Annotated in this window: 20 protein-coding genes and 1 pseudogene; 15 read left to right on the top strand and 6 right to left on the bottom strand. The window is 60.4% G+C overall.

The features are described from left to right. Positions 1-81: 81 nt before the first annotated feature. From pheT to rny, 4 genes are all read left to right on the top strand, one after another. A complete protein-coding gene (pheT, locus tag E5J99_RS16610; protein WP_135498939.1) occupies positions 82-2,517 on the top strand; it encodes a phenylalanine--tRNA ligase subunit beta in 2,436 nt (811 codons plus the stop codon). 319 nt (positions 2,518-2,836) lie between these two features. Continuing rightward, positions 2,837-3,133, top strand: coding sequence for a hypothetical protein (locus E5J99_RS16605; RefSeq protein ID WP_073109464.1), 297 nt, complete (start codon positions 2,837-2,839; stop codon positions 3,131-3,133). A 31-nt stretch (positions 3,134-3,164) separates the two neighbouring features. Further along, a complete protein-coding gene (locus tag E5J99_RS16600; protein WP_135498938.1) occupies positions 3,165-3,455 on the top strand; it encodes a cell division protein ZapA in 291 nt (96 codons plus the stop codon). 123 nt (positions 3,456-3,578) lie between these two features. Beyond that, positions 3,579-5,276: a ribonuclease Y gene (gene rny, locus E5J99_RS16595; protein ID WP_135498937.1), complete on the top strand. Its 1,698-nt coding sequence runs from the start codon at positions 3,579-3,581 to the stop codon at positions 5,274-5,276. A 554-nt stretch (positions 5,277-5,830) separates the two neighbouring features. On the opposite strand, the gene E5J99_RS16590 is transcribed toward rny, so the two are convergent. Both E5J99_RS16590 and E5J99_RS16585 read right to left on the bottom strand, forming a co-directional pair. Then, entirely contained in the window at positions 5,831-7,375 is a 1,545-nt protein-coding gene (locus E5J99_RS16590) for an eCIS core domain-containing protein (RefSeq protein WP_210114467.1), read from the bottom strand. A gap of 363 nt (positions 7,376-7,738) precedes the next feature. Next, on the bottom strand, positions 7,739-9,139 hold the full coding sequence (locus E5J99_RS16585) for a mercuric reductase (RefSeq protein ID WP_135498936.1): 1,401 nt from the start codon (positions 9,137-9,139) through the stop codon (positions 7,739-7,741). 154 nt (positions 9,140-9,293) lie between these two features. On the opposite strand from E5J99_RS16585, the gene E5J99_RS16580 reads away from it, so the two are divergent. After that, positions 9,294-10,055 (top strand): hypothetical protein, encoded by a 762-nt coding sequence (locus tag E5J99_RS16580; protein WP_135498935.1) that lies wholly within the window; start codon positions 9,294-9,296, stop codon positions 10,053-10,055. 87 nt (positions 10,056-10,142) lie between these two features. On the opposite strand, the gene E5J99_RS16575 is transcribed toward E5J99_RS16580, so the two are convergent. Both E5J99_RS16575 and sucD read right to left on the bottom strand, forming a co-directional pair. Then, the gene (locus E5J99_RS16575) at positions 10,143-11,816 is read right to left on the bottom strand and encodes a T9SS type A sorting domain-containing protein (RefSeq protein ID WP_135498934.1); all 1,674 of its coding nucleotides are present in this window, start codon (positions 11,814-11,816) and stop codon (positions 10,143-10,145) included. A gap of 205 nt (positions 11,817-12,021) precedes the next feature. Next, a complete protein-coding gene (gene sucD, locus E5J99_RS16570; RefSeq protein WP_135498933.1) occupies positions 12,022-12,903 on the bottom strand; it encodes a succinate--CoA ligase subunit alpha in 882 nt (293 codons plus the stop codon). 381 nt (positions 12,904-13,284) lie between these two features. Between sucD and E5J99_RS16565 the strand changes: the two are divergent. Both E5J99_RS16565 and E5J99_RS16560 read left to right on the top strand, forming a co-directional pair. Continuing rightward, positions 13,285-14,259: pseudogene (locus tag E5J99_RS16565) on the top strand (PLP-dependent cysteine synthase family protein); the annotation flags it as partial. 57 nt (positions 14,260-14,316) lie between these two features. Next, the gene (locus E5J99_RS16560) at positions 14,317-14,742 is read left to right on the top strand and encodes a response regulator (RefSeq protein ID WP_135498931.1); all 426 of its coding nucleotides are present in this window, start codon (positions 14,317-14,319) and stop codon (positions 14,740-14,742) included. Positions 14,743-14,862: 120 nt separating this feature from the next. On the opposite strand, the gene ade is transcribed toward E5J99_RS16560, so the two are convergent. Then, entirely contained in the window at positions 14,863-16,515 is a 1,653-nt protein-coding gene (gene ade / locus E5J99_RS16555) for an adenine deaminase (RefSeq protein WP_135498930.1), read from the bottom strand. 300 nt (positions 16,516-16,815) lie between these two features. Here ade and E5J99_RS16550 point away from each other — a divergent pair, with 300 nt between their 5' ends. From E5J99_RS16550 to E5J99_RS16520, 7 genes are all read left to right on the top strand, one after another. Continuing rightward, complete coding sequence (locus E5J99_RS16550; protein ID WP_135498929.1) at positions 16,816-17,487, top strand: hypothetical protein; 672 nt, start codon at positions 16,816-16,818, stop codon at positions 17,485-17,487. A gap of 10 nt (positions 17,488-17,497) precedes the next feature. Continuing rightward, positions 17,498-17,887 (top strand): hypothetical protein, encoded by a 390-nt coding sequence (locus E5J99_RS16545; RefSeq protein WP_135498928.1) that lies wholly within the window; start codon positions 17,498-17,500, stop codon positions 17,885-17,887. A gap of 35 nt (positions 17,888-17,922) precedes the next feature. Beyond that, a complete protein-coding gene (gene cmk / locus E5J99_RS16540; RefSeq protein WP_135498927.1) occupies positions 17,923-18,660 on the top strand; it encodes a (d)CMP kinase in 738 nt (245 codons plus the stop codon). Between the two features lie 66 nt (positions 18,661-18,726). Beyond that, positions 18,727-19,614, top strand: a complete 888-nt coding sequence (locus E5J99_RS16535; RefSeq protein WP_135498926.1) for a 4-hydroxy-3-methylbut-2-enyl diphosphate reductase — start codon at positions 18,727-18,729, stop codon at positions 19,612-19,614. 96 nt (positions 19,615-19,710) lie between these two features. Continuing rightward, positions 19,711-20,268 carry a DUF502 domain-containing protein gene (locus tag E5J99_RS16530; RefSeq protein ID WP_135498925.1) on the top strand — a complete coding sequence of 186 codons (558 nt, stop codon included), beginning with the start codon at positions 19,711-19,713 and terminating at the stop codon, positions 20,266-20,268. Between the two features lie 30 nt (positions 20,269-20,298). Beyond that, positions 20,299-21,093 carry an alpha/beta fold hydrolase gene (locus E5J99_RS16525; protein ID WP_135498924.1) on the top strand — a complete coding sequence of 265 codons (795 nt, stop codon included), beginning with the start codon at positions 20,299-20,301 and terminating at the stop codon, positions 21,091-21,093. Positions 21,094-21,298: 205 nt separating this feature from the next. Next, positions 21,299-21,580 (top strand): 2TM domain-containing protein, encoded by a 282-nt coding sequence (locus E5J99_RS16520; protein ID WP_135498923.1) that lies wholly within the window; start codon positions 21,299-21,301, stop codon positions 21,578-21,580. A gap of 222 nt (positions 21,581-21,802) precedes the next feature. On the opposite strand, the gene E5J99_RS16515 is transcribed toward E5J99_RS16520, so the two are convergent. Beyond that, a complete protein-coding gene (locus E5J99_RS16515) occupies positions 21,803-22,930 on the bottom strand; it encodes an MBL fold metallo-hydrolase (RefSeq protein ID WP_210114466.1) in 1,128 nt (375 codons plus the stop codon). 281 nt (positions 22,931-23,211) lie between these two features. On the opposite strand from E5J99_RS16515, the gene E5J99_RS16510 reads away from it, so the two are divergent. Then, positions 23,212-24,336, top strand: a complete 1,125-nt coding sequence (locus E5J99_RS16510; protein ID WP_135498922.1) for a PQQ-dependent sugar dehydrogenase — start codon at positions 23,212-23,214, stop codon at positions 24,334-24,336. Positions 24,337-24,347: the final 11 nt, after the last annotated feature.

Raw genomic sequence — 24,347 nt, 5'->3', positions numbered from 1 at the left:
TCGCTGCTTTTTCCGAATTCCTACCTTTGCCTTCCCGCTGGCTGGCCCCGCGCCCGACACCGTTTAACTGACAACTCCAAGATGAAAATATCCCTCGACTGGCTCCGTACTTTGATTCCGACCGACAAACCCGCCCTCGAAATCGGCCAGCTGCTCACGGGCTCGGGACTGGAGGTGGAAGGTATTGAGGAGCTCGAAAGCATCCCCGGCGGCCTGCGGGGCCTGGTGCTGGGCACCGTATTGACCTGCGAGAAGCACCCCGATGCCGACAAGCTCAGCCTGACCACCGTAGACGTGGGCGACGGCACAGCCCGCCAAATCGTGTGTGGAGCCGCCAACGTGCGCACCGGGTTGAAGGTGGTAGTAGCCTTGGAAGGAGCCTTGTTGTACCCGGCCCAGGGTGAGCCGTTTAAGATCAAGAAGTCCAAAATCCGGGGTGCGGCGTCCGAAGGGATGATCTGCGCCGAGGATGAAATCGGCCTGGGCACGTCCCACGATGGTATTATGGAGCTGGATACCGACCTGCCCAACGGCACCCCCGCCGCCGACTACTTCGGCCTGGGCTCCGACTCGGTATTCGAAATCGGGCTCACGCCTAACCGCGCCGACGCGGCCTCGCACTACGGCGTGGCCCGGGAGCTGCGGGCCTTGCTGCGCCAGCCCTGCCAGCTCCCCGATACTAGCGCCTTCCACGCCCCAGCCACGGCTGCGCAGAATATTGCTGTAGAAATTCAGGACGCCGACGCCAGCCCGCGCTACGCCGGGCTGCTGCTGGAGAATGTGCACGTAGGGCCGTCGCCGGACTGGCTGCAGCGCCGCCTGCGCAGCATCGGTCTGTCGCCCATCAACAACGTGGTGGACGTGACCAACTTCGTGCTCCACGAGCTGGGCCAGCCTCTGCACGCCTTCGACGCCGACCAGATTACGGGCGGTAAGATTATCGTGAAGCGGGCCGCGGAAGGGGAGAAGTTCGTGACCCTCGACGGCACCGAGCGCATCCTGAAAAGCGCCGACCTCGTTATTGCCGACGCCCATGGTGCACCCATGGCGCTGGCTGGTGTATTCGGGGGCAAAACTTCCGGCGTGTCGGAGGCTACGACCCGCGTATTCCTGGAAAGTGCCTACTTCCAGCCCGCCGCCGTGCGCAAGACGTCCCAGACCCACCAGCTCAAAACCGACGCCTCTTTCCGCTTTGAGCGGGGCACCGATCCGAACATGGTTGTGGTAGCCCTGAAGCGGGCCGCGCTGCTGCTGCAGGAAGTAGCCGGTGCTACCGTGGCCGCGCCCATTGTGGATGAGTACTCCGCGCCCATCGGCCACACAGCCGTGCGGCTTCGCCTGCCCCGCGTGGAGCGGCTGGTAGGGCAGTTCATCGCCCCGGAGCGCATTCGCCAGATCCTAACCGACCTCGACATCCTCATTGCGGAGGAAAGCCAGGATGCTGCCGGCCACGCCGAGTGGATGCTGAGCGTGCCCCCGCACAAAGTGGACGTAACCCGCGAGGCCGACGTGATTGAGGAAATTCTGCGCATCTACGGCTACAACCACGTGGCTCTGCGGCCCTACAACGCGTCGTCGTTCCTGGCTAAGTTTCCCAACCCTGACCCCGAAGTGCTGCGCCAGAATACGGCCCGCCTGCTCAGCGGCCAGGGATTCTCCGAAATCATCACCAATTCCCTCACCAACTCGCTCTATTTCGAGAAAAAAGGCGAAAAGGACGAAACGCTGGTGCCGGTGCTCAACTACAACAGCGCCGACCTGAACGTAATGCGTCCCACTATGCTGCACTCGGCCCTGGAGGTGATTCGCTACAACGTGAACCGCCGCCAGCGCGACCTGAAGCTGTATGAGTTCGGCAAAACCTACCACCGCGAGGCCGATGGCCAGTACACGGAAAAGAACAAGCTGGTGGTGCTGCTGACTGGTAACACTACGACCGAAACCTGGCAGCAGAAGTCCGACAAGGCTACTTTTCACCAGCTGGCCGGCGTGGTGCAGCAGGTATTGGCCGCGTTTGGCTTTGCCCAGCCTACTTCCCAGCCGGTACAGCATCCGTATCTGGCCGGTGGCCTCACGCTGCTGGCCCAAAACCAGCCCGTGGCGCACCTGGGAGCCGTGGCCGCTGGCATCCTCAAGCACCTCGACGTGAGCCAGCCGGTGTGGTATGCCGAGCTGGACTGGGACTGGCTGATGAAGAAGTACAAGAACACGCTCACGGCCCGCGAGCTGGCCAAGTTCCCGGAAGTGCGCCGCGACCTGTCGCTCGTCGTCGACCGGGCCGTAACCTTCGACCAGCTCCGCCAGATTGCGCAGCGCACCGAGAAAAAACTGTTGCAGGGCGTGAACGTGTTCGACGTGTACGAAGGCGAAAACCTGGGCGCGGGCAAAAAATCGTATTCCGTCAGCTTCAGCCTCCAGGATTCCACCCAAACCCTCACCGAGCAGGCCATCGACTCTGTGATGCAGCGCCTGATAGAGCAGTTCGAGAAGCAGGCCGGCGCGGTTATTCGGCGGTAGATTGGGGTAAAGTACAACGTTATGCCGAGCGCAGCCGAGGCATCTCGCGTGCAATAGTACCTGTCATGCTGAGCGGCGTCGAAGCACCTCTACCGCAGTGGTAATTAGCAGTGCGGTAGAGATGCTTCGACTCCGCGCAGCATGACATCCCTTACTCCACCAACAACGCCATGCCAGCTTCCTCGGCTTCGCTCGGAGTGACGTTCAATGGAGACGCATCAGCCCATCTGCCGCTGGGAGGTTAAAGCCCTACTTGAAGGACGAAGTACTAGAGCCCGTAACTTCGTCTTACATTAGCCTCCAAAATATTTCCTTTCCAATGGCCTCCTCCCAGCAACTTGCCCAACTAGACCGTCTGGAACGACAAGTAACGTCGTTAGTGGCTGCCTATCAGGGCTTGCGCGAGGACCTAGCCGATGCCAACACCACCATTCAGCAGCTCCGGGCTGATGTGCGTGACCGGGAGCGGCAGTTGAAGGATTTCCAGAATCAAGAGAATATCGCTAAACTTGTCAATACCATAGCAGGGGAACCTGCCAACGCAAACGAGCTGAAACTTCGCCTCAACGAATATATCCGCGAAATAGATAAGTGCCTTGCCTACTTGAGAGAGTAACACCCTTTACACCCCACGACTGCTGCTCCCAATGAGCGACTTATCCATCAAGATCCGCATTGCCGACCGGGATTACCCAATGCGGGTAGCGCCCCTGGAGGAGGAACGCCTGCGCATGGCGGGCCGCCTGCTGGGTGAGCGGATCAAGGAATTTCGCGAGCAGTACGGCATTCAGGACAAGCAGGATCTGCTGGCCATGATTGCCTTGTCCACCATGGCTGACGGCCTGAAGGTCAGCAAGGAAAAGGACGGCACCGATGCGGCCCTCACCGAACGCCTCGCGCGCCTCGATGAGCTGCTTTCGGGAGTAGTGCTCGGCTAAGACGCCGGGCATTGGCATCGTTTCAGACTCGAATCGGGTGGGGCAATCGGCTCCGCCATTCGTTCGTCGTCGGCAATACTTTCCGTGTTATGGTTTCTTCCCCACCCCCAAAAACCATAGCTCATGCCCGACATTTTGTATATCATCCTGGCCGCCGTGCTTGCCCTTGGGGTCGGCATTGTGGTCGGGCGCCAGCTGGCCGGCAAGGTCAATCTCGACCATGAAGCCGACGCCAAAGCCCGCGCCAAGCAGCTCATTCAGGAGGCCGAAGCCCAGGCCACCCGCACCCGCGACGAGCGGATTCAGCAGTCGAAAGACAAATTCCGCCAGCTTAAAAGCGAATTCGAGCAGGATAGCAAGCGCCAGAAGCAGGAACTCGACGCCGAGCTGACCCAGCGCCGCCAAGGCGTGGTGGAGCAGGAGCAGAGCATCAAGCAGCTCACGCAAACTACTCAGCGCCAGCTCGAGCAGATTCAGAAGAAGGAGCAGGACATGGATGCCCTGCGCGAAAAGCTCCAGAACGACACCCAGCAGCAGCGCGAGCGGCTCGATACCCAGGAGGAAAAGCGCCGCGCCACCCTGGAAACGCAGCTGGCTAAGCTGCAGCAGCGCGAAGAGGAAGTAGAAGAAGAGCTGGTGAGCACCCGCGAGGAACTCAGCGCTCAGCTCAGCCAGGTGCAGCACCAGCTCGAAACCATTTCGGGCCTCACCGCCGCCGAAGCCCGCGAGCAATTGGTGGAGTCGCTCAAAAACGAGGCCCAGATCCAGGCTTCCTCCTACATCAAGGACGTGGTGGCCCAGGCCAAGCTCTCGGCGACCAAGGACGCCAAGAAAGTGGTGCTCGAAACCATTCAGCGCACCGCCGCCGAGCACGCCATCGAAAACTGCGTGTCCATCTTCAACATCGAGTCGGACGACGTCAAAGGCAAAATCATCGGCCGCGAAGGCCGCAACATCCGCGCCCTCGAAGCCGCTACCGGCGTCGAAATCATCGTGGACGACACGCCCGAGGCCATCATCATTTCCGGCTTCGACCCGGTGCGCCGCGAAGTAGCCCGCCTGTCGCTGCATTTGCTGGTGAAGGACGGCCGGATTCACCCGGCCCGCATCGAGGAAATCGTGGCCAAAACCCGCAAGAATATCGACGAGGAAATCGTGGAAATCGGGGAGCGGACCATTATCGACCTCGGTATTCACGGCCTGCACCCCGAGCTGATCAAGATGGTGGGCCGGATGCGCTTCCGCTCCAGCTACGGGCAGAACCTGCTCCAGCACTCCCGCGAAGTAGCCAACCTCTGCGCCACGATGGCCGCCGAGCTGGGCCTCGACGTGAAGAAAGCCAAGCGCGCCGGCCTGCTCCACGACATTGGTAAGGTAAGCACCGAGGAGCCCGAGCTGCCCCACGCCATTCTGGGCATGGAGATGGCCAAGAAGTATAAGGAGCACCCCGACGTGGTGAATGCCATTGGCGCTCACCACGACGAAATGGAAATGACGGCCATGATTTCGCCGCTCGTGCAGGCCTGCGACGCCATTTCCGGCTCCCGCCCCGGCGCCCGCCGCGAGATGATGGAAAGCTACATCAAGCGCCTCAAGCAGCTCGAAGAAACCGCCGTGGGCTTCGACGGCGTGCTGCAGTGCTACGCCATTCAGGCCGGCCGCGAGCTGCGCGTAATGGTAAACGCCGACAACGTAACCGACGAGCGCGCCCAGGAGCTGAGCTACGAAATCTCGCAGAAAATCGAGAAGGAAATGCAGTATCCCGGCCAGATCAAGATTACCGTGATTCGGGAAATGCGCGCCGTGTCTTACGCGAAGTAGGACGCTGGTTTAACCACACAAAAAGCCCCCGCGACGGAAGTTGCGGGGGCTTTTTGTGTGGTTAAACTGGCGCGAGTTTAGCGCAGCGTAACTCGTGCCTAGCTATGGCATGAGGCTGTGCCTCATCCGGCTGAACGATATGGCTGCTGTGTACTGGTGTAGTTCCAGCTTGCCGCGTTACGGCAGTGGAGGCACAACCTCCACGTCATGGCTGGTCACGAGTTACGCTTCGCTAAACTCGCGCCAGTTGGGGGCAACGATATCATCAGGCTTATTTATACACGCATCCAAGAACTGCGGAAAGTGGTTAAGCAAGTGGGAAACTACGTAATCGGTAAATTCTTTCTGAGTCATATCAGTAATGAGTAATAGTAAGCCTTCCTTCAAAAAAACAAACCGACGAACCCCCAGCCTCGTCTGCTTCTTGCCATTTCTCAAATCCCGCCTTACCCGCTGCACCACGCACTAGTAGGCGCATCGTTGGCGCGGGAAAATGAGCATCATAGCCTCATGAGGGCCTACAGTGCCACTCGTGCTCCGGGCCGCGCTATTACTTAGCCGTATGCGTACTCCGGTTCTTGCAGCGGATAGTCCTCGAAATGGTCCTCCAGTATACTGCCCAGGTGAATGTGGAAATCCCGCTCAATCTGATTAAGCCAGGCCGCTACCTGCAAAGGCTGAGTAGCCGCCTCGGGTAGGCTGTGGATAGGGAAGCGGGAAGAATCGATGATATTGAAGAAACTAATATCGGCCAGCCAGGCGGCGGGGGTAAGGTTTTCGTCGTCGGGTCCAAAACGGCCATTGTGCATGGCCAGCGTGGTTTGCTTGGCCTGCACCATCCGGGCCTCAATGGCCGCGTGATCCAGCCCGTTGTACTGATAAGTGGCGACCAACTCATCCAGAATAGCCACTTGGTCATCCACCCACACATTGCGGCTAGGCCACACATCCCCGTCCTCATCCCGGTTTTCGTGCAAGAAGCGCATGTCCCTGTCCATATCCGGCATGCGGTCGAAGGTATGCTCGTCCGCTACTTCCGGCGTCCAGATGGTGTTACCGCCATCCACCTCCACAGTTTTGTCGTTTACGTCGACGGTCAGCGTGAACGTGGTGCCACCAGTAGTAGCCCAGGTCGTCATATTAGCGTACACGGTGGTTTCAAACCAGTTCCGGCAGCCGTTGCAAATAGCCGTGTCGACGGCGAAAGTAGCGTCGATACGCTGCCCGGCTGTGAGCCTGGCTTGTATGTCGGCGCGGGCCAGACCCCAGGCCGATTGTTCAGAATGGTTGACGCCCCCCACGCCGCCCAACATCACTGCTATGCCAGCTCTGTGCTGGTTGATGGTAGCGCCGGCAATATTGGTATACGAATAGTCGCAGTCGGCTTGGGCGCGCTGCACGACAGCTCTAGCAGACGCGGTGCCTGCCGCCGCTGCCAGGGGTTGTTTGCGCTGTACGGTCAGGGCCTTGGCTCCCATCACGTCCGCTTCTTGTTCCAGAGCGCTGTCGTCGTTCACGGCAGTACCTTTCAACTGGCGGGTAGGCTGTACGCGGCCCTGCTTCTGCTGCACCACGTGCCATGCCTCGTGCGGCAGGTGCTGCTCCTGCCCCGGCCCTACGTGGATATCGGTACCCTGTGCGTAGGCCAGCGCCTGCAGTTGGGCAGGTTGCGCCGAGTTGTAATGCACCTTCACGTCGTCCATGGGCAACCCGGAGAGACTTTCGATGCCCGCTTTGAGCGCCTCCGGCAAACCACCCTGTGCGGCCGGTCTGTTTTCGCGCCGAGCCGCTGCCGTCATTACTAGGCCTGTAGCAGAGGTGGTGTCGTCTTTGCGTTGGGCTACCTGCTGCCCGCAGGAGCCACAGCCACAGCCGCTCACGTGCTGACTTTTGCGCTGAAGCGGCTGGCGGCCGTCGATTTTCTGCTGCTGCGCTCCTTGCCGGCTAATGCGGGCGCTGGCATTGATGCGGGCCTGGAGTAATCCTTGCTCCACTGCTTCAGGCCGGTTGTTGGTTAGCGTCCGCGCCGACTGAGGACTGCTTTTAGGAGCGGAAGCTCGAATGCTGGTTTTGTCAGGTTGACTGGCACGGGTTTGCATGGGGAGCCGGGACAAGAAGTTAGCCGGTTGGCTGGCTGGTGAGAAGTTACCAAGTACGGGAATCCGCACTGTATTAATACTACCGTGTATATCCAGGCCCTGCCCGCCAGCGTCAGCCCTGCGGTGGGTCTGAAGTGTCTCGACCAGGCTACTGCCCTACGCCTTCGTCCACCGCGTCTGCTGTTCCGTGTCCAAATACGTCCAGTCTGCGAAGTGGCTTTTCCGCTGGCCCTGGGTCATTGCGATGTTGCCATGGGGTCTTGTCTAATGGCACTTCTTTACAGATGCCGGACAGCGTGAGAAAGGCAGAGTACATAGTTTGTTGATACTGCGCTACTCAAAGCCAGAATCCACAGCTAAACATCACGCCGCCCCCGGCTTTTCCAGCTTCGCAAACACATTGTTCAGCCCCTCGGCCCAGGTGGGGTGGGCAATAACCATGTTCTGCAGCTGCGGATAGGTGAGCCGGCCCATCATGGCCAGTTGAAACATCGTCATGATTTCGCCGCCTTCAGCGCACAGGATGGCCGCCCCCAGAATTCGGTCCTGCTTATCGACCAGTACTTTCCAGAAGCCCGTGGTGCGGCCCGTTTCGCGGGCCCTGCCGATGGTTCGCACCGGCATAGTTGCTACCCGGTAGGCAATGCCCTGTTCCCGGGCCTGGTCTTCGGAAAGACCGATGCGGCCGAGCTGGGGCTCGGTGAATACCGTGTAGGGCAGGGGCCGCTGCTTAGCCGAGCGCCGCTTGCCATGCACAATGGCGTCGCGCACCACCCGGTAGTCGTCGTAGCTGATGTGGGTGAACTGCGGCCCGCCGTGGATGTCACCCAAGGCATACACGCCGCGCACAGCGGTTTGCAGGCTGCTATTTACCTGGATATAGCCTTTCTCGTCGGTTTTCACGCCCGTCGTTTCCAGTCCCAGCGTATCCGAGTTGGGCGTCCGGCCCGTGGCTACCAGCAAATGCGTGCCGCGCAGCCGCCTTTCGCCGGTTCGGGTGTGGGCGGAGAGCGTAATAACTCCTTCCTCGTTCTGCGACACGCGCCTCGCCTCGGCTCCCAGCACTAGCTCGATGCCATCGGCTTCCAGGATTTCGCGCATGCCGGCGCACACGTCGTCGTCTTCCCGCTCCAGCAGGTTCGCCCCCGACTCCACGATGGTTACCCGGCTGCCGAAGCGGCGAAACATCTGCCCAAACTCCAGCCCGATGTAGCCACCACCCAAAATCAGCAAGTGCTCGGGCAGCTCCTGTAGGTCGAGCAAGCCGGTGGTCGTCAGGTAGGGCACTTCGGCCAGGCCTTCCAGGTCCGGCAGCGCCGCCCGCGTACCGGTGTTGATAAAAATCAGCGGGGCCTTGATTTCCTGCATCTTGCCGCCGGGCAGCCCCACCTGCACCGTGTGCGGCCCCGTGAAAGTCGCGTGCCCGTGCAGCACCGTGATACCGGGGTGTTCCTGCTGCAGATTGCGGCGCACGCCTTCGCGCGAGCGTTTGATGATGGCATCCTTGCGGGCTATTACCGCCGCAAAGTCAAGGTCCGGCTCCACGCTTTTGATGCCATACTCGGCGGCGGTGCGCAGCTGGTGGGCCCGCTCGGCGGCAGCCAGCAGGGCTTTGGTCGGCGAGCAGCCATAATTGATGCAGGAGCCGCCCAAGTGGTTTTCCTCCACCAGCACCACTTTTCGGCCCGCGTCGGCCAGGGCCGTAGCCAATGGGTTGCCGGCCTGGCCGGAGCCAATAATGAGAACATCGTACGAAGTAGGCATAAAAAGCAGAAATTGGCGAAGAATAGCCGGCTACGGCCTCCTGGCGGGGCGGGCAGTCGAGCTTACGGACAATGGCTATACGAGCCGACAACCGTGGTAGCTGCCTATTGCAAGGGCTTTCTGCGGTTTTTATTTCCATCACTTCGCCTGTCTTGTGGCTACAACGGTTTTACTTCGGCTCGTTCTTTTCAGTGTCCTGATTACCGTCAGTGGCTGCTCATCGCTGTATTTTCCGCCGCCGCCCCAGGCTCCGCTGCTCACGCAGAAAGGCGAGTTCAGCGGGGGGCTGCACACCAATTTCAGCCAGAACACGGCTCTGCAGGGTGCCTACGCCCTCGGCGACCATATCGGGGTGCAGGGCAGCGCCTCGTTCCTGCGCTCCGACAAGAAGCAGTCGTTTTTCGGCAAGAAAACTGACCGCAAGTACGAAGAGCACGATTTTGGCGAGCTGGGCCTGGGCTACTTTACCCGCATGCGCGACCAGCGGGTGCTGGAATTCTACGGCGGCTACGGCGCCGGCCACGGCAAGCGCACCGAGCGCGGCGAAGGCACCACCACCACCACGTTGGAAGGCAACCTGCAGAAGTATTACCTGCAGGCCAATTTCAGCAAGAAGGAAAGCAAAACCTGGCACCTGTTCGGCCGCGACTTTCCTGTATCCTATGGCATGGCCCTGCGCGCCAGCTACGTGCAGCTCCACGACTTCACCATCGATGGCAAGCCCCAGGCAATGGAGGATAATATCTTTCTGGAGCCCATCAGCTTCACCCGCATCAGCGTGCTGGGCCCCATCCAGTTCCAGATGATAAGCGGTAGCAACTTCGGCCTGCGTAGCCGCCGGTATTTAAAGGCCGCCAACTCGGTGTTTCAGCTAGGAATAGTGGTGAACCTGGGCGGGCAGGAGGGCCGTCGGTAGGTGCCACGAAAAAGGCCTTCCTGTGTAGAGGAAGGCCTTTTCGGTGCTCAGCCAAGAGAGTGCGGCTAAGTATACGGGCTGAAGCACCTATTCCTTGACCAGCCGAACCGTGCGCTGACCGCTGCGGCTCCGCACCTGTAGCAGATACAGGCCGGCGGGCAGCGTAGCGGGCAAGCTGACGCGCTGCGTAGCCGGCAGGAAATGAGTCGGCAGCACTTCGCGCCCCAGCCTATCGAAAAGGGCTACCGTTACCGGCTCGCGGGTACCGGTCTCAACCAGCACATAGTCGTGGGCCGGGTTCGGATACGCTTGCAGGGCCGGCAACGCCCGACCCGGGGCTGCCGCAGTAGGCGTGCCGAAGTCGGTGATGCCGATATCGTCCAGGCTGATGCGTGGGTTGGTGGCGGCGTTGACGTTGGTGCTGCTGAAGCGCAGGCGCACGGTGCCGCTGCGGTTGGCCGTAAACGAATACTGGGTGAGCGTGCCGGTAAGCACCGGGGCCGCAGCAGGGCCCAGCAGGCTCGTGTAGGTAATGCCGCCATCGGTGGAAATCTCCGGCCGGAACGAGACGCCTGTTTCAGTGCCATACATAGCCGCGCTGACCGTCACAACACCGGCACCGTTGGGTTTGTCGGTGTCCATTTCCAGGAACCCGCCGCCGCGCAGCCGCGCCGACTTGGTGCCGTTGAATTTGTCGGCGTTGGCCGTAGTGCCAATCAGCGCTTCGGCGAACGTCCAGCCGGTCGTGAACAGCTGGACCGAGGCCGGGGTATAGCTGTTTTTAGCACCGGCTTCAAAATCTTCGAAAAAAACGGGTGGCACCACGAAAGAGGTAGCGCTGGTAGCGGTGCCACCAACGGTAGTTACGGTGATGGGCCCCGTGGTGGCCCCGGCCGGTACGCGTACGGTAAGCTGCCCGCTGGAAGGGGTGCCGTACAGGGGCGCCAGCACACCATTAAACAGGACGGTGTTGTTATAGTACTGCAGAAAGCCGATGCCATTGATAGTTACCAGCGTGCCAGGCAGCCCCAAAGCCGGGGAAAAGCTGGTAATAGTGGGCGGACCGGGTACTGCCGTAAACAGCACCGTACCGGGGGGCGTAGTGCCCCCGCCGCCGGGAGGTGGGTTGCCCACGCTGCCGTAACCCGTGACAGGGGAAGGTACTCCAAAGATGGTAACCATGGCCGTGAGGTGACCGGACGACACGAAAGTGGTCGGCCCCACAACGAATGGGCCGTTGTAGATGCTTGCCGTTGCCCCTGGCACAAAGTTGCGGCCGTAAAAGTTAACCAGCATAGTGCCGGGCATGCCCGTACTGGGCGAGATACCCGTAAGGGTAGCGGCCGGATTGGCTGCCGCTGCTACCAGTCCCGTTACCGCTACGCTGAGCGTAGCCGCGTTGGGGCTGCTGATGCTAACGTTGCCGCTGAACGTACCCACGGCCGCACCAGTCAGGCGAATTAGCACCGGAGCGTTGTTTACCAGCCCATTCGATTGGCGGGCCAGCGTTTGCGAGGCCGCGTAGGTGGCCGTGGCCGCCAGGGCCACTTCGAAGCCGCTCGGGGCCGAAACGGTAATATTATCCGTTAGATTGAACCCGCTCACGACCAGGTTGCCGGCATTGGAAGGTGTGCTAAGCACGGTGGCAAAGGGCAGCGGCGGAGCAGACGAAACCGAGAGGCCGGGTGTGCCCTGCCCAGCGGCCCGCAAGGTGGCTAGCAGCAACAGTAGGGTACTAAGAATGGAGTAGCAGTTTCTCATATAGGCAGCAGGTGTAGTGGCTGAGGCTGGTGTCTGATAAAGATATCGATAAACTCCAGAGACGTGTGCTTAAATATAGGGTGAATATCCTTTTTCGTCGGCGAAGGCTGCCAGCCGGCCAAACAGACCCAACGCCAAAAAACGGCCATAAAAAAGCCCCGACTCGCGCCGGGGCCTTTTCTATATAGTAGTAATGAGCCGGAAATTACTTCCCGCCCAGTACGCGCAGCATGGTGTCGCCGATTTCGGCGGGCGAATCCACCACGTGGATGCCGCACTCGCGCATGATGGCCATTTTAGCCGCAGCCGTATCATCGGCTCCGCCGACGATGGCACCCGCGTGGCCCATGCGGCGGCCGGGAGGCGCCGTTTGGCCGGCAATGAAGCCTACCACGGGTTTCTTGTTGCCGGTTTCCTTGATCCAACGGGCCGCTTCGGCTTCCATGCCGCCACCGATTTCACCGATCATCACGATGCCTTCGGTTTCGGGGTCGTTCATCAGCATCTCCACCGCTTCTTTGGTGGTCGTGCCGATGATGGGGTCGCCGCCGATGCCGATGGCCGTGGTCTGGCCCAGGCCGGCTTTGGTGAGCTGATCCACCGCTTCGTAGGTCAGCGTGCCCGACTTGGATACGATGCCCACGCGGCCTTTGGTGAAGATGAAGCCGGGCATGATGCCCACTTTGCACTCGCCGGCGGTCATTACGCCGGGGCAGTTCGGCCCGATCATGCGTAGACCCTCGCGGCCCTTCAGATATTCCTTTACCGCAATCATATCCTTGGTCGGAATGCCTTCGGTGATGGTCACGATAACCTTGATGCCTGCGTCAGCGGCTTCCATAATAGCATCGGCGGCGAAAGCCGGGGGCACGAAGATGATGCTGGTGTTGGCACCGGCCTTCTCGACGGCTTCAGCTACGGTGTTGAACACGGGCCGGTCGAGGTGGGTGCTGCCGCCCTTGCCGGGCGTTACGCCGCCAACCACGTTGGTGCCATATTCAATCATCTGCTGGGCGTGAAACGAGCCTTCGGAGCCCGTAAAACCCTGCACAATCACTTTGGAATCCTTGTTGACCAGAACGCTCATTCGGAGAAGTGTTAGAGGATAATTTCGGTTTGGGGGTGGGTACCAGCGGCCCCGCTCGGCTACCGGTGTGCAAAAGTAGCCTTTATTTGGGGCGCGGGCAAGGTGGGCACTACTCTGCCATTCTGAGCGCGGTGCAGTGGCGTGAACAGGCTTTTTTGGCTACCGAATTCAGCCGGGGTACTCGCACAAATTCCTGTTTTCCACATCGCACAAGGCATTTGTGCGGCAGCGAGACGTTGCCTGTGCATGCCGCAACGCTTTCCGCGAGGCGTACGCCAGCGGTAGGATGCCAGGCAGTAATGCTGGATACAGACGAGGGTCTCCCACCCGAAATCCGTACCTTTGCGGTCCTCTCTCACTCATACCGCATACCTCTTACGCATGTACTTCAATAATATCATTGAGGCCATCGGCAACACGCCGCTGGTAAAGCTCAATAAGGTCGCCGATGGCATCAAGGGCACCGTGCTGGCCAAGGTGGAATACTTTAACCCCGGCAACTCGGTGAAAGACCGTATGGCCGTGCGCATGATTGAAGATGCCGAAAAAGCGGGCTTGCTGAAGCCGGGCGGCACTATCATCGAAGGCACTAGTGGCAACACTGGCATGGGTCTGGCTTTGGCCGCCATTTCCAAAGGTTACCAGTGCATCTTCGTGATGAGCGACAAGCAAAGCAAGGAGAAGCAGGATATTCTGCGCGCCGTGGGGGCCCAGGTGGTTGTTTGCCCCGTCGACGTAGCTCCCGAAGACCCTCGCTCGTACTATTCCGTGGCCCGCCGGCTCAGCCAGGAAACGCCGAACTCCTACTATCCCAACCAGTACGACAACATGTCGAACACGGCGGCGCACTACGAAGGCACCGGCCCCGAGCTGTGGAAGCAGACGGAAGGCACCATCACGCACCTAGCCTGCGGCGTCGGCACCGGTGGCACGATCTGCGGCACAGCCCAATACCTGAAAGAGCAAAACCCGGCCGTAGTCAGCGTGGGTCTCGACACGTATGGCTCGGTGTTCAAGAAGTATAAGGAGACGGGTATTTTCGACGAAAACGAGATTTACTCCTACAAGACCGAAGGCATTGGAGAGGATATTCTTCCTAAAAATGTTAACTTTGACTTGATCGATTTATTCATCAAAGTCACCGACCAGGACGCCGCCCTAATGACGCGGCGGCTGGCCAAAGAAGAAGGCCTGTTCGTGGGTTGGTCGTGTGGTTCGGCGGTACATGGTGCCCTCGAATACGCCAAAGAACACCTGAAAGAGGAAGACGTAATGGTTATTATCCTGCCGGATCATGGCACGCGCTACCTCGGCAAAATTTACAACGACGACTGGATGCGCGAGCAAGGGTGGTTGTAACCTATTATCCCTGTTTGCGGTAGGCAGGGCTTACGCTTTCAACGAACGATAGCCATGCCGAAGAAACTGCGCAATGTTGTGCTCGTCGATGATAACGAAACGACCAGCTTCCTGAACAACCGCCTGCTGAGCCGCCTCGACGTAGCCGAACGGGTCTATACCTTTTCGCGGGCCGAGCAGGCCTACGATTTTCTCTGGGGCAATGGGCCAGACGGGGCCGGCTCTATGGAGCTGGATACGCCGCAGTTGGTTTTCGTGGATTTGAAAATGCCCGGTATGGACGGCTTCGAATTTCTGGAGCAGTACAGCCAGCTGCCCGATGAGGTGCGGGACAAAACCGTTATGGCCGTGCTGACGACTTCTATGCACTCAGCCGACACGGCCCGGGTAGCCAAGTTCAAGGACGTGGAATACTTGGCCAAACCCCTGACCGAAGAGAAAATGCGCAAGCTCCTGGAAAAGCGGTTTGTGACAAATTAACCGGAACTACTTAGCAATAGAAAGGCCGCTGCAAGTACTTGCAGCGGCCTTTTTTTGTGATTAGTGTTAACTTCATGTAGAACAGAGTGAGACACGACGTTCTGTTGGCTGCTAGTTGCTCTAGACTACCGCGTCCACAAACCGGAAGGCTTCTCCGTCGAACAAGCCTTGGTCGCTGAGCTTCAGGCTGGGAATGACCAGCAAGGCCATAAACGAGAGCGTCATGAAAGGCGCGCCAAGCGGGCTGCCCAGACGCTTGGACAGCGCATCGACGGCCGCGTAGGCTTCGGCCACGTGGTGCCCACTTTGGTCGGACATGAGGCCGGCCACGGGCAGCGGTAGAAGCAGCTCTTCTCCATTGGGGCCCACGGCTGCCAGGCCGCCTTTGGCGGCAATTACCAGATTGATGGCGCGGGCCAGGCTGGCATCGTCGCAGCCTACGGCCGTGATGTTGTGCGAGTCGTGGCCGACGCTGGAGGCCAGCGCGCCGTGCTTCAGGCCAAACCCGGTGATAAACGATACCGCCGGCGCGGCAGGCTGGTAGCGGTTCACGACCGTCAGCTTCAGCACATCTTTCTCCACATCCGGCACTACCAGGCCGTTTTCGACGCGGGCGGGCATATCGTGGCGAGCGGTGATAAGCTGGCCGTCGAAGCACTCGATGACGCGCACGGTGGCCGTAGCGGCGGGGGCTTTGAGCGCAAAGTCGGCGGTCTGCACGGGCTGGGCGTGGAAGTTGTTGACAACCGGGCAGGGCACCGACGGAATCCGGGTTTCGCCGTTTTCGGCCACCAGTCCTCCGTCCAGGTATGTCTGCCGGACCCGAAAATCCCGCAAGTCATCGACCACGATAAAGTCGGCGGGGTCGCCGGCGCGGAGCAGGCCCACGGGCAGCCGGTAGTGCAGCACCGGATTGAGGCACGCCACGCGCAGCACCTTCAGCACATCCTGGCCTTGGGCCACGGCGCGCTGCACCAGCTGGTTGATGTGGCCCAGCACGAGCGTGTCGGGGTGCTTGTCGTCGGAGCAGAACATCAGGTTCTCGAAATGCTCGGGCAGCAGCTCGATAAGGGCGTCGAAGTTGCGGGCTGCCGAGCCTTCCCGGATCAGAATTTTCATGCCCACGGCCAGCTTGTCGAGGGCTTCTGCGGCCGTGAAGCACTCGTGGTCGGTGCTGATGCCTGCCGTGGCATACTGCCGGGCATCGGCACCGCGCAAGCCGGGGGCGTGGCCATCCACGGGGCGGTCATAGCGCTGCGCCAGGGCTATTTTCTCCATCACCGCCGCGTCGCGGTGCAGCACGCCGGGCCAGTTCATCATTTCGGCCAGGTAGCCGATTTCAGGGTATTGGAAGAGCTGCTCAATGTCGGCGGCCGTTATTTCGGCCCCGGCGGTTTCAAAAGGCGTGGCCGGCACGCACGAAGGGGCACCAAAGCAGAACTTAAACGGCACTGAGCGGGCACTGGCCAGCATATACTCCACGCCGGCCACGCCCAGCACGTTGCCGATTTCGTGGGGGTCGGACACGGTGGCTACGGTGCCGTGTGTCACGGCCAGCCGGGCAAACTCGGCGGGCACCAGCAGCGAGCTTTCGATATGGACGTGGGCATCGACGAAGCCGGGCAGCGCGTAGGGTAGCGCGGGGTCGGGAGTGGCGGCCGAATCGAGGTCGATAGCGCGGATTCGGCCGGTGGCCACGTGAATCGTGCCCGGCAGTATCGTATTCGAAAACAGGTTGATAACGTTGGCGCGCAGGCTGAAATCGGCGGGCATAGGCGAGCAGGAAAGGAGGGCGAAAGTTGGGTGCGCGCAAATGCGAACGGGTAAAGAACCGTATATTTGCCGAAAATCCGTGCCAGTGAGAAAGATTGTGACTTTGCTGTTAGCGCTCCTGATATTGGGGACTGGCCTTGCTTCTATGGGCTGCACCCGCCGCACCGTACAGCAGAAAAAAACGGCTTCCTACAAGCGCAAAGCCAAATCCGGCACTGCGCCGTGTCCCTGCGATAGTCATTAAGTGGCAGCCCGCTCCGCCGCTCCAACCGATCTATAACCTTCTATTCTCCCGATTCCGTGAAAGTGCTTCTGGTGTATAGCGCGCTGCTGCTGGGCGGGTCGGTAGTGGGGCAGGCCCAGCGTCGGCCGCACGCGGCTTTTATTCCGCCTGGCACCTACGACGAGCGCACCCGCAACCCCACGCTACGCTACGAGCCGGGCGGCCGGCCCGGTACGTTTCGGGGGCTCGATGGAGCCTGGCACCCGGTGCAAATAGCCGGCTGGCTCCCCGACCGGGTGTACCTCAACGACAGCGGAAACTACTACCGGGCTTTCTCACCCGAGGACATGACGGCCTTCGTGCTCAGCAATTCTGATACGATTGTAACGGTAGCGGGCGTCGCGCCCGGCAAGCTGGGCAACCAGCGCACGGCTTTTGGCCAGCAGCTGTTCCGTGGTGCCGGCGTGCAGCTGGTCGACGTCACCGACCCGGTTACTTCTTTGCTCAGTGTCTTCCTGAAGCCGCACAAGCTGTTTATCCGGCAGAATGCCGACGGCTGGATTCTCGTGCCCAAGCAAAAAGCAGTGCTGCAGCAGCTGCTGCTGAAGATGCTGGCCGACGACCCAACCCTGGTGGCCGAGCTGCGGGCCAAGCGCGTGGGACGGTGGCAGCTGCCGCGCCTGCTCACGCGGTACGCCGATTTTCGGACCACCCAATTTCTCCAGACGGCCTCCCGGCCGCGTCCCTAACTTTTTATTCATGCCCGAATCTCCTATTGCTTCCCTGCAGGCCGCTGCCGAAGCCGTCCGTCAGCAGCTGCAGGTCAATGCCTTCGACGCGGCGGCCGTGCAGCGGTTGGCCACGCTGATTGAAGCGCAGCGCCCCGCTATTGGGGAAGCCGACCGGGAAGGTGTAATTTCGGCCCTGGGTTGTTTCCTGGGCCAGTGCCTGGTGGCTACTTACCAGGGCGAATGGGCCGTGGGGCCCGACAAAACCACCGGCGTGGGTATTGCCGGCACGCATTTTTTCAATCCTTTCTTCCGCATTTCGCAGCAGCTGGCGCATGGCCTGACCGAGTCCGTTGCTGACTTCTTTGCGAGCATTCCCGACCGATTGGCTTCCGAGCCCCGGCGTAAAAATTGGATCTAGTGACTTCCTCCAGCCCTCAGCCCACCGACTTTGCCATGAGAAAAATCGTCATTGCCATCGACGGGTACTCTTCGTGCGGCAAAAGCACTACGGCCAAAGCCGTGGCGGCCGAGCTGGGCTATGCCTACATCGACACCGGGGCCATGTACCGGGCCATGACGCTCTACCTACTGGAGCGCGACATTGCCTTCGATGACCTGCCCCGCGTGGAGCAGGCCCTGCACGACATTCATATTGCCTTCAAGCGCAACCGCAAAACCGGCCGCAATGAGCTGTGTCTCGACGGTGTGATTCGGGAGGACGAAATCCGGCAGATGCGCATTTCCAACTCCGTGAGCGAGGTATCGGTGATACCGGCCGTGCGCCACACGCTGGTAGCCCAGCAGCAGCGTATGGGCCGCAAGCGCGGGGTAGTAATGGATGGCCGCGACATCGGCACTACCGTTTTTCCCGATGCCGAGGTCAAGATTTTTATGACGGCCGATGTGGAAACCCGCGCTCAGCGGCGGCAGGAAGAGCTGGCGCTGAAAAACGAGCACGTACCGCTGGCCGAAATCGTGGAAAACCTGCGCAAGCGCGACCATATGGACTCGACCCGCACCGAAAGCCCGCTGCGCCGCGCCGCCGATGCCGTGCTGCTCGACACCACCCACATGATGATTGACGAGCAGGTCGATTTCGTGCTGGAGCGGGTATCAGCCATGCTTTTTGCCCGCACGGTGCTGGCCATTACGGGCGGCGAGGAACGCAAAGGCGGCAGCGCTGGTCTCTAAGAATTGGGGCGCGAAACTTGCTGCGTGCGCCGGGTGTTTGCTACTGAGAGAGAGAGAGAGAGAGTCATGAACGTCACGATAGATAAAAATTCGGGGTATTGTTTCGGGGTCGAATTCGCTATTCAGATGGCGGAGGACGAGCTGGCCAACGAGTCGATGCTCTATTGCCTGGGCGATATTGTGCACAACCGCATGGAAGTGGAGCGTCTGCACCAGCGCGGCCTGCGCATCATCGACCGGGAGCAGCTCCAGGAGCTGCACGACTGCAAGGTGCTGATCAGGGCGCATGGCGAGCCGCCGGAAACCTACGCGCTGGCCCTGCGCAACAATCTGGAGTTGATTGATGCCTCGTGCCCGGTGGTGCTCAAGCTGCAAAACCGCGTGAAGCACGCTTTCGACAGCACCACCCGCCAGAACGGCCAGATTATTATCTACGGGCAGCCTGGCCACGCCGAGGTGACCGGCCTTAATGGCCAAACCGGCAACCGCTCCATTATTGTGATGACCGAAGCCGACCTGGACCAGGTGGATTTCACCCGGCCCGTTACGCTGTTCAGCCAGACCACCAAAAGTACCGCCGGCTTCTACCACATGAAGCAGCTCATCGAGCAGCGCATTGCCGCCGCCGGGGGGCGCCTGGAGTCGTTCGATGCCAACGACAGCATTTGCCGACAGGTCAGCAACCGGGAGCCCGCCCTGCGTAAGTTTGCCCTCGAGTATGATGTAGTGCTGTTCGTGAGCGGGCGGAAAAGCTCGAATGGCAAAGCGCTGTTCAGCGTCGTGCATCAGACCAACCCGCGCAGCTATTTCATCGAAAATGAGCAGGAGCTGGACGAAACCTGGCTGCAGGGCGCGGCCAGCGTCGGAATTTGTGGAGCTACCAGCACGCCCATGTGGCTCATGCAGCGCGTGGCCGACCGGGTGGAGCAGATGGGAGAGATGCTGCCGGTATAGGATGCTGCCAGAGGTAAAAACTCTGATTTTCTACTGCCAAACTTCGTTACTTGCCCGGCCGGTTGTGGCCGGGTATTTTTTTGCCTTTTTCGCGCTATGAGCAGGTTTTTCAACTACTTCCTGAACGGGTTTTTGGTCGTCGCACCTATTAGTCTGACGGTTTACATTCTGTTTGCCATCTTCAACTGGCTCGATCATACCTTCGACCTGGAGCTGTACGGGCACCATATCCCGGGCTTGGGGCTGATTATTATTATCGGTTTGGTTACGGCCATCGGCTTCATTGCCAAATCCTTCATGGTGCGGCCCTTTCTGGTGCTGGCCGAGCGAATTTTGCACCGCACCCCGCTGGTCAGCATCATCTATTCCAGCCTGCGCGACCTGTTCGATGCCTTTGTGGGCGACAACCAGAAGTTCAATCAGCCGGTGTTGGTGCTGATGAACAAGGCCACGCAGTGCTACAAAATGGGTTTCGTGACCCAAACCAGCATGACGGCCATTCATCGGGAGACGCTGATGGCCGTGTACTTTCCGCACTCCTATAATTTCTCCGGGGAGCTCGTCCTGGTGCCCTCCGATAACGTAACCTACCTCGACCTGCCCAGCAGCGACGTCATGAAATTCATCGTTTCGGGCGGCGTGGCGCGGCTATAGGGCGTTTCTTTTCTGTTGCTGCTCATCGCCATGAAAACCCAGCTGCATTTTCGGGCTTACGGCACGGGGCCGCGCGCGGTGCTGGCTTTTCATGGCTACGGCCAGGCCGAAAGCCACTGGCGCGGCATGGCCGCTGTGCTGGGCCCCGACGTAACGCTCTACGCGTTCGACCTGTTTTATCACGGCAGCAGTAAGCTGGCCAAAGCCGATGCACCCTTGCACAAAGCACGGCTGGGAGCGTTGCTGACGCAGTTTTTAGCGGAGCAGAGAATAGAGCGTTTTGGCTTGCTGGCCTTTAGTATGGGGGCCAAATTCGCGCTGACGGCCGTCGAGCAGTTTCCGGAGCGGGTCGAAAAAGTGTGGCTGATTGCGCCCGACGGCATCCGCACCCAGTTCTGGTACTCGCTGGCCACCTACCCGCCCTGGATGCGGGGCGTGCTGGGCCGGGCCGTGCTGCGCCCCCAGCGTCTGCTGCGGTTTATCGATGTGCTGGCCCAGCGCCGCCTCGTCGATTCGGGGCTGGTGCGGTTTGCGCAGTGGCAGCTCGATAGCCGCGAAAAGCGCCTGCGCGTGTACCGCAGCTGGGTCGGCTTCCGCCACCTCATATTCGATCCGAAGCGGCTGGCGGCCGCCCTCAACCGCCACCCGACGCCCGTCACCTTCTTTCTGGGCAAGTATGACCGGGTGATTCCGCACGCGGGCCTGCGGGAATTCAGCGCTTCGCTCCACAACAGCCACACGGTGCTGCTGGAAGCCGGCCACGCCGGGCTGCTGCACGATGTAGCCGCTTACCTGCGCCGCCACCCGGAAGAAGTGCGCTGGTAAGAACGCGCCTTGCTACGTGGGTAGTGGTACAGTCGCGGCAGCTTTGTCCTCAACTTGTGCTCGTACCGCATCGGGGCTGTTCGCGCTTTATCGGTCTTATTCAACACTTCAGCCGGAAAGGCGGCGGCCTGGTAATATTCAAATTTGTAAATACAGAGGCTTCTGGTAGCTTCAACCATTGCTACTCTCAACACCCTTTGTACTCATGGAAGCTACCAACCGCGACCCACAACTCTGGCGCATGGCCAAGGCCCGCGCCAAATTTAAATCCCACCTGTTCACCTACATCGTCGTGAACAGCATGCTCTGGATTATCTGGTTCCTCACCGACCGCCATACCAACCATATACCATGGCCGGTATGGTCGACGGTGTTCTGGGGCTTGGGCGTGTTCATGAATGGCATAGGCACCTATGGCCTGTTTGGCCGCAGTCAGCTTTCGGAGCGCGAATACGAGCGGCTGGTGCGCGACAGAGAAGGCCGCTGAGCGTGTTATACGCGTCGCGAAGTGGCTTGCGAAAATCAGGCGGATGTAGAGACGCATACTTGCGTCTCGTCGTTGAACGAAACCGTCTGGATACTACCCCCGCAAGCTGTTCAACGACGAGACGCAAGTATGCGTCTCTACATCGGGCTCGCAAAGCGCTTCGCGATGCGTATAAGTACTTCGCCATATCTCAGGCGTAACGGCCCTTGGGCTAATGCACTCTTATTGCCACCACAACGATTGCGGCAGCGGGCCGGTACCCAATGTCACAGGCTGGCCGAGCTGAGGCGTGGTGATGGCCAGCCGTAGGCGCGCCGCCTCCGCCGTGGCTCGCCGGACGGGGTCATTCCAGGCGTGGTTGGCCTCCGTGAAGGCGCTCCAGTGCACGGGCAGCAATACCTGGGCTCGCACGTCGAGCGTGGCCTGCACGGTTTGCTCGGGCAGCATATGAATCTCGGCCCATTGCGCGTCATACTGCCCGCACTCCATCAGGGCCAGATCGAAGGGGCCGTGCTGCTGCCCGATGGCGCGAAAGTGGGGGCCGTAGCCTCCGTCGCCGCTATAGAAAATGCGCTTGGTAGCCGACTTGAGTACCCAGGAGCTCCAGGACGTGGAATTGCGGTTGGTGAGGCCCCGCCCGGAAAAGTGCCGGGCGGGGGTGCTGACGATGGTTAGGCCCGGCAGCTGCACGGAGTCGTTCCAATCCAGTTCCGTGACGCGGGCCGGAGCCACTCCCCAGGTCAGCAGGTGGGCCCCCACGCCCAGCGGCACGTAGAAATGGCGCACTTTCTCCTTCAGGCGGCGAATGGTCTGGTAGTCGAGGTGGTCGTAGTGGTCGTGCGAAATCAGGACCGCGTCGATGGGCGGCAGCTGTTCGGCCGTAATGGCCAGCCGGGGGTTGTAGCGGTTGGGCGTCAGCCACGGAATCGGCCCCATTTCCACGCTCAGCATCGGGTCCAGCAGGATGTTCTGGCCGGCTATTTCTACCAGGCTGGCCGAGTGGCCAAACCACGTCACACGCACCAGGTCGGTGGTTTTGCGGGTAATGCTGAGCGAATCGAGCACCTGCATGGGCAGGGGCGCGGCGGGCGTGGCCAGCGGATCTTTATCGAACAGAAAGCGCCAGAGCATGCAAAGGGTGCTGCTGCCACCGGTCATCAGGGCTGTGGGCACCAGGTTCCGAAACTCCCCATCCTGGTAATGGCCCGACTGGGCGTAGGCCCGCCGTTGCGCCTTGGTCGGCTTGCCGCCCAGTTCCGGACTCAGATTGGCGAAGGCCACCCCCGCTACCAGCAACAAGGCAGTGAGACTGACGGCCAGGCGAACAAGAATTCTCAGGGGGGTGCGCATACGGAGGAGTGAAGTAGAGACGGGGACCCGCAGTCGGTCCAATGACTGATAGAACTAGACAAGAGGCACGTTTCAGGAAAGCCGGAAACGAGCGTAGCGTTATGTGGCGATGTTGACTGGACAGACGAACTGCCGCGTCCGATACTTGAGCCGCGCCGGGTTTCTTTTAGCAGTTGTGGTGAGGCTACAGGCGAAGTATAGGCTGGTCCCCCAGATAGGCAACAATTCACAAGCACCACGCCAGGCGCAACCTTCGGACGAAGCTGACGGTTTGAGGCAGTATGACAACGCGCCGACTACTTCCTCTTGTGCTGCTGGCTCCGCTGGCCCTGGCTTCCAGCCCCGACCGTCCGACTGCCGCCGCCGATGCCAATCTGAGCAAGATTAAGCTGCCGGCGGGCTTCACCATCAGTTACTTCGCGCAGGGTGTGAAAAGCGCCCGGGAGCTGGCCGTGGGCCCCGATGGCACCGTGTACGTGGGCACCAAAGACGACAAAGTATACGCCCTGCCCGACCGCAACAAAGACGGCCGCGCCGATGAGGTCGTCACTATTGCTACCGGCCTGAACGCCCCCAACGGCGTGGCCGTGCGCAACGGAGCTCTCTACGTAGCCGAAATCAACCGGATAGTGCGCTACGACAACATTGCCAAAACCTTGAAGCAGAAGCCCAAGCCGGCAGTGGTATACAACCAACTGCCCAACAAGGACTGGCACGGCTACCGCTATATTGCCTTTGGCCCCGATGGCAAGCTCTACATTCCGGTGGGCGCCCCCTGCAACTCCTGTGAGCCGGAAGAACCGGTTTTTGGCACCATCAACCGCATGAACGCCGACGGCTCGGCTTTTGAAACCGTGGCCAAAGGCGTGCGCAACACCGTGGGCTTCGACTGGAGCCCCGTGGATAAAGCCATGTGGTTTACCGACAACGGCCGCGACCAGCTCGGCGACAACACGCCTTCCGATGAGCTGAATCGCGCCGCTACCCCGGGCCTGCACTTTGGCTTTCCCTACTTTTTTGCCGGCGATGTAGCCGATCCGGAGCTGAGCCAGGGCAAGTCGGCGGCTACCTACACCAAGCCCGCCCGCAAGCTGGGCCCGCATGTGGCGGCGCTGGGCATGAAGTTCTACACCGGCAAGCAGTTTCCGGCTCAGTACCGCAACCAGATTTTTATTCCCGAGCACGGCTCCTGGAACCGGAGCAGCAAAATTGGCTACCGCATCTCGCTCGTGAAGCTCGATGCCAGCGGCAAGCAGGCGACCAGCTACGAAACCTTCGCCGAAGGCTGGCTGCAGGGCCAGAAAAGCTGGGGCAGGCCCGTGTGCCTGCTGCAACTGCCCGACGGCTCCCTGCTGCTCTCCGACGACCAGAACGACGCCGTATATCGCATCAGCTACAAAGGCTAGTGGGAAATTGA

The sequence above is a fragment of the Hymenobacter elongatus genome (assembly GCF_004745955.1).
In the GTDB taxonomy this organism is placed as follows: Bacteria; Bacteroidota; Bacteroidia; order Cytophagales; family Hymenobacteraceae; genus Hymenobacter; species Hymenobacter elongatus.
This window is presented reverse-complemented; position numbering and strand designations above follow the sequence as displayed.

Excerpts from the sequence above, each read along its gene's own strand:
- pheT (WP_135498939.1), top strand. The coding sequence starts at position 82 with ATGAAAATATCCCTCGACTGGCTCCGTACTTTGATTCCGACCGACAAA.
- E5J99_RS16605 (WP_073109464.1), top strand. The coding sequence starts at position 2,837 with ATGGCCTCCTCCCAGCAACTTGCCCAACTAGACCGTCTGGAACGACAA.
- E5J99_RS16600 (WP_135498938.1), top strand. The coding sequence starts at position 3,165 with ATGAGCGACTTATCCATCAAGATCCGCATTGCCGACCGGGATTACCCA.
- rny (WP_135498937.1), top strand. The coding sequence starts at position 3,579 with ATGCCCGACATTTTGTATATCATCCTGGCCGCCGTGCTTGCCCTTGGG.
- E5J99_RS16590 (WP_210114467.1), bottom strand. The coding sequence starts at position 7,375 with ATGCAAACCCGTGCCAGTCAACCTGACAAAACCAGCATTCGAGCTTCC.
- E5J99_RS16585 (WP_135498936.1), bottom strand. The coding sequence starts at position 9,139 with ATGCCTACTTCGTACGATGTTCTCATTATTGGCTCCGGCCAGGCCGGC.
- E5J99_RS16575 (WP_135498934.1), bottom strand. The coding sequence starts at position 11,816 with ATGAGAAACTGCTACTCCATTCTTAGTACCCTACTGTTGCTGCTAGCC.
- sucD (WP_135498933.1), bottom strand. The coding sequence starts at position 12,903 with ATGAGCGTTCTGGTCAACAAGGATTCCAAAGTGATTGTGCAGGGTTTT.
- E5J99_RS16560 (WP_135498931.1), top strand. The coding sequence starts at position 14,317 with ATGCCGAAGAAACTGCGCAATGTTGTGCTCGTCGATGATAACGAAACG.
- ade (WP_135498930.1), bottom strand. The coding sequence starts at position 16,515 with ATGCCCGCCGATTTCAGCCTGCGCGCCAACGTTATCAACCTGTTTTCG.
- E5J99_RS16545 (WP_135498928.1), top strand. The coding sequence starts at position 17,498 with ATGCCCGAATCTCCTATTGCTTCCCTGCAGGCCGCTGCCGAAGCCGTC.
- cmk (WP_135498927.1), top strand. The coding sequence starts at position 17,923 with ATGAGAAAAATCGTCATTGCCATCGACGGGTACTCTTCGTGCGGCAAA.
- E5J99_RS16535 (WP_135498926.1), top strand. The coding sequence starts at position 18,727 with ATGAACGTCACGATAGATAAAAATTCGGGGTATTGTTTCGGGGTCGAA.
- E5J99_RS16530 (WP_135498925.1), top strand. The coding sequence starts at position 19,711 with ATGAGCAGGTTTTTCAACTACTTCCTGAACGGGTTTTTGGTCGTCGCA.
- E5J99_RS16525 (WP_135498924.1), top strand. The coding sequence starts at position 20,299 with ATGAAAACCCAGCTGCATTTTCGGGCTTACGGCACGGGGCCGCGCGCG.
- E5J99_RS16520 (WP_135498923.1), top strand. The coding sequence starts at position 21,299 with ATGGAAGCTACCAACCGCGACCCACAACTCTGGCGCATGGCCAAGGCC.
- E5J99_RS16515 (WP_210114466.1), bottom strand. The coding sequence starts at position 22,930 with ATGCGCACCCCCCTGAGAATTCTTGTTCGCCTGGCCGTCAGTCTCACT.
- E5J99_RS16510 (WP_135498922.1), top strand. The coding sequence starts at position 23,212 with ATGACAACGCGCCGACTACTTCCTCTTGTGCTGCTGGCTCCGCTGGCC.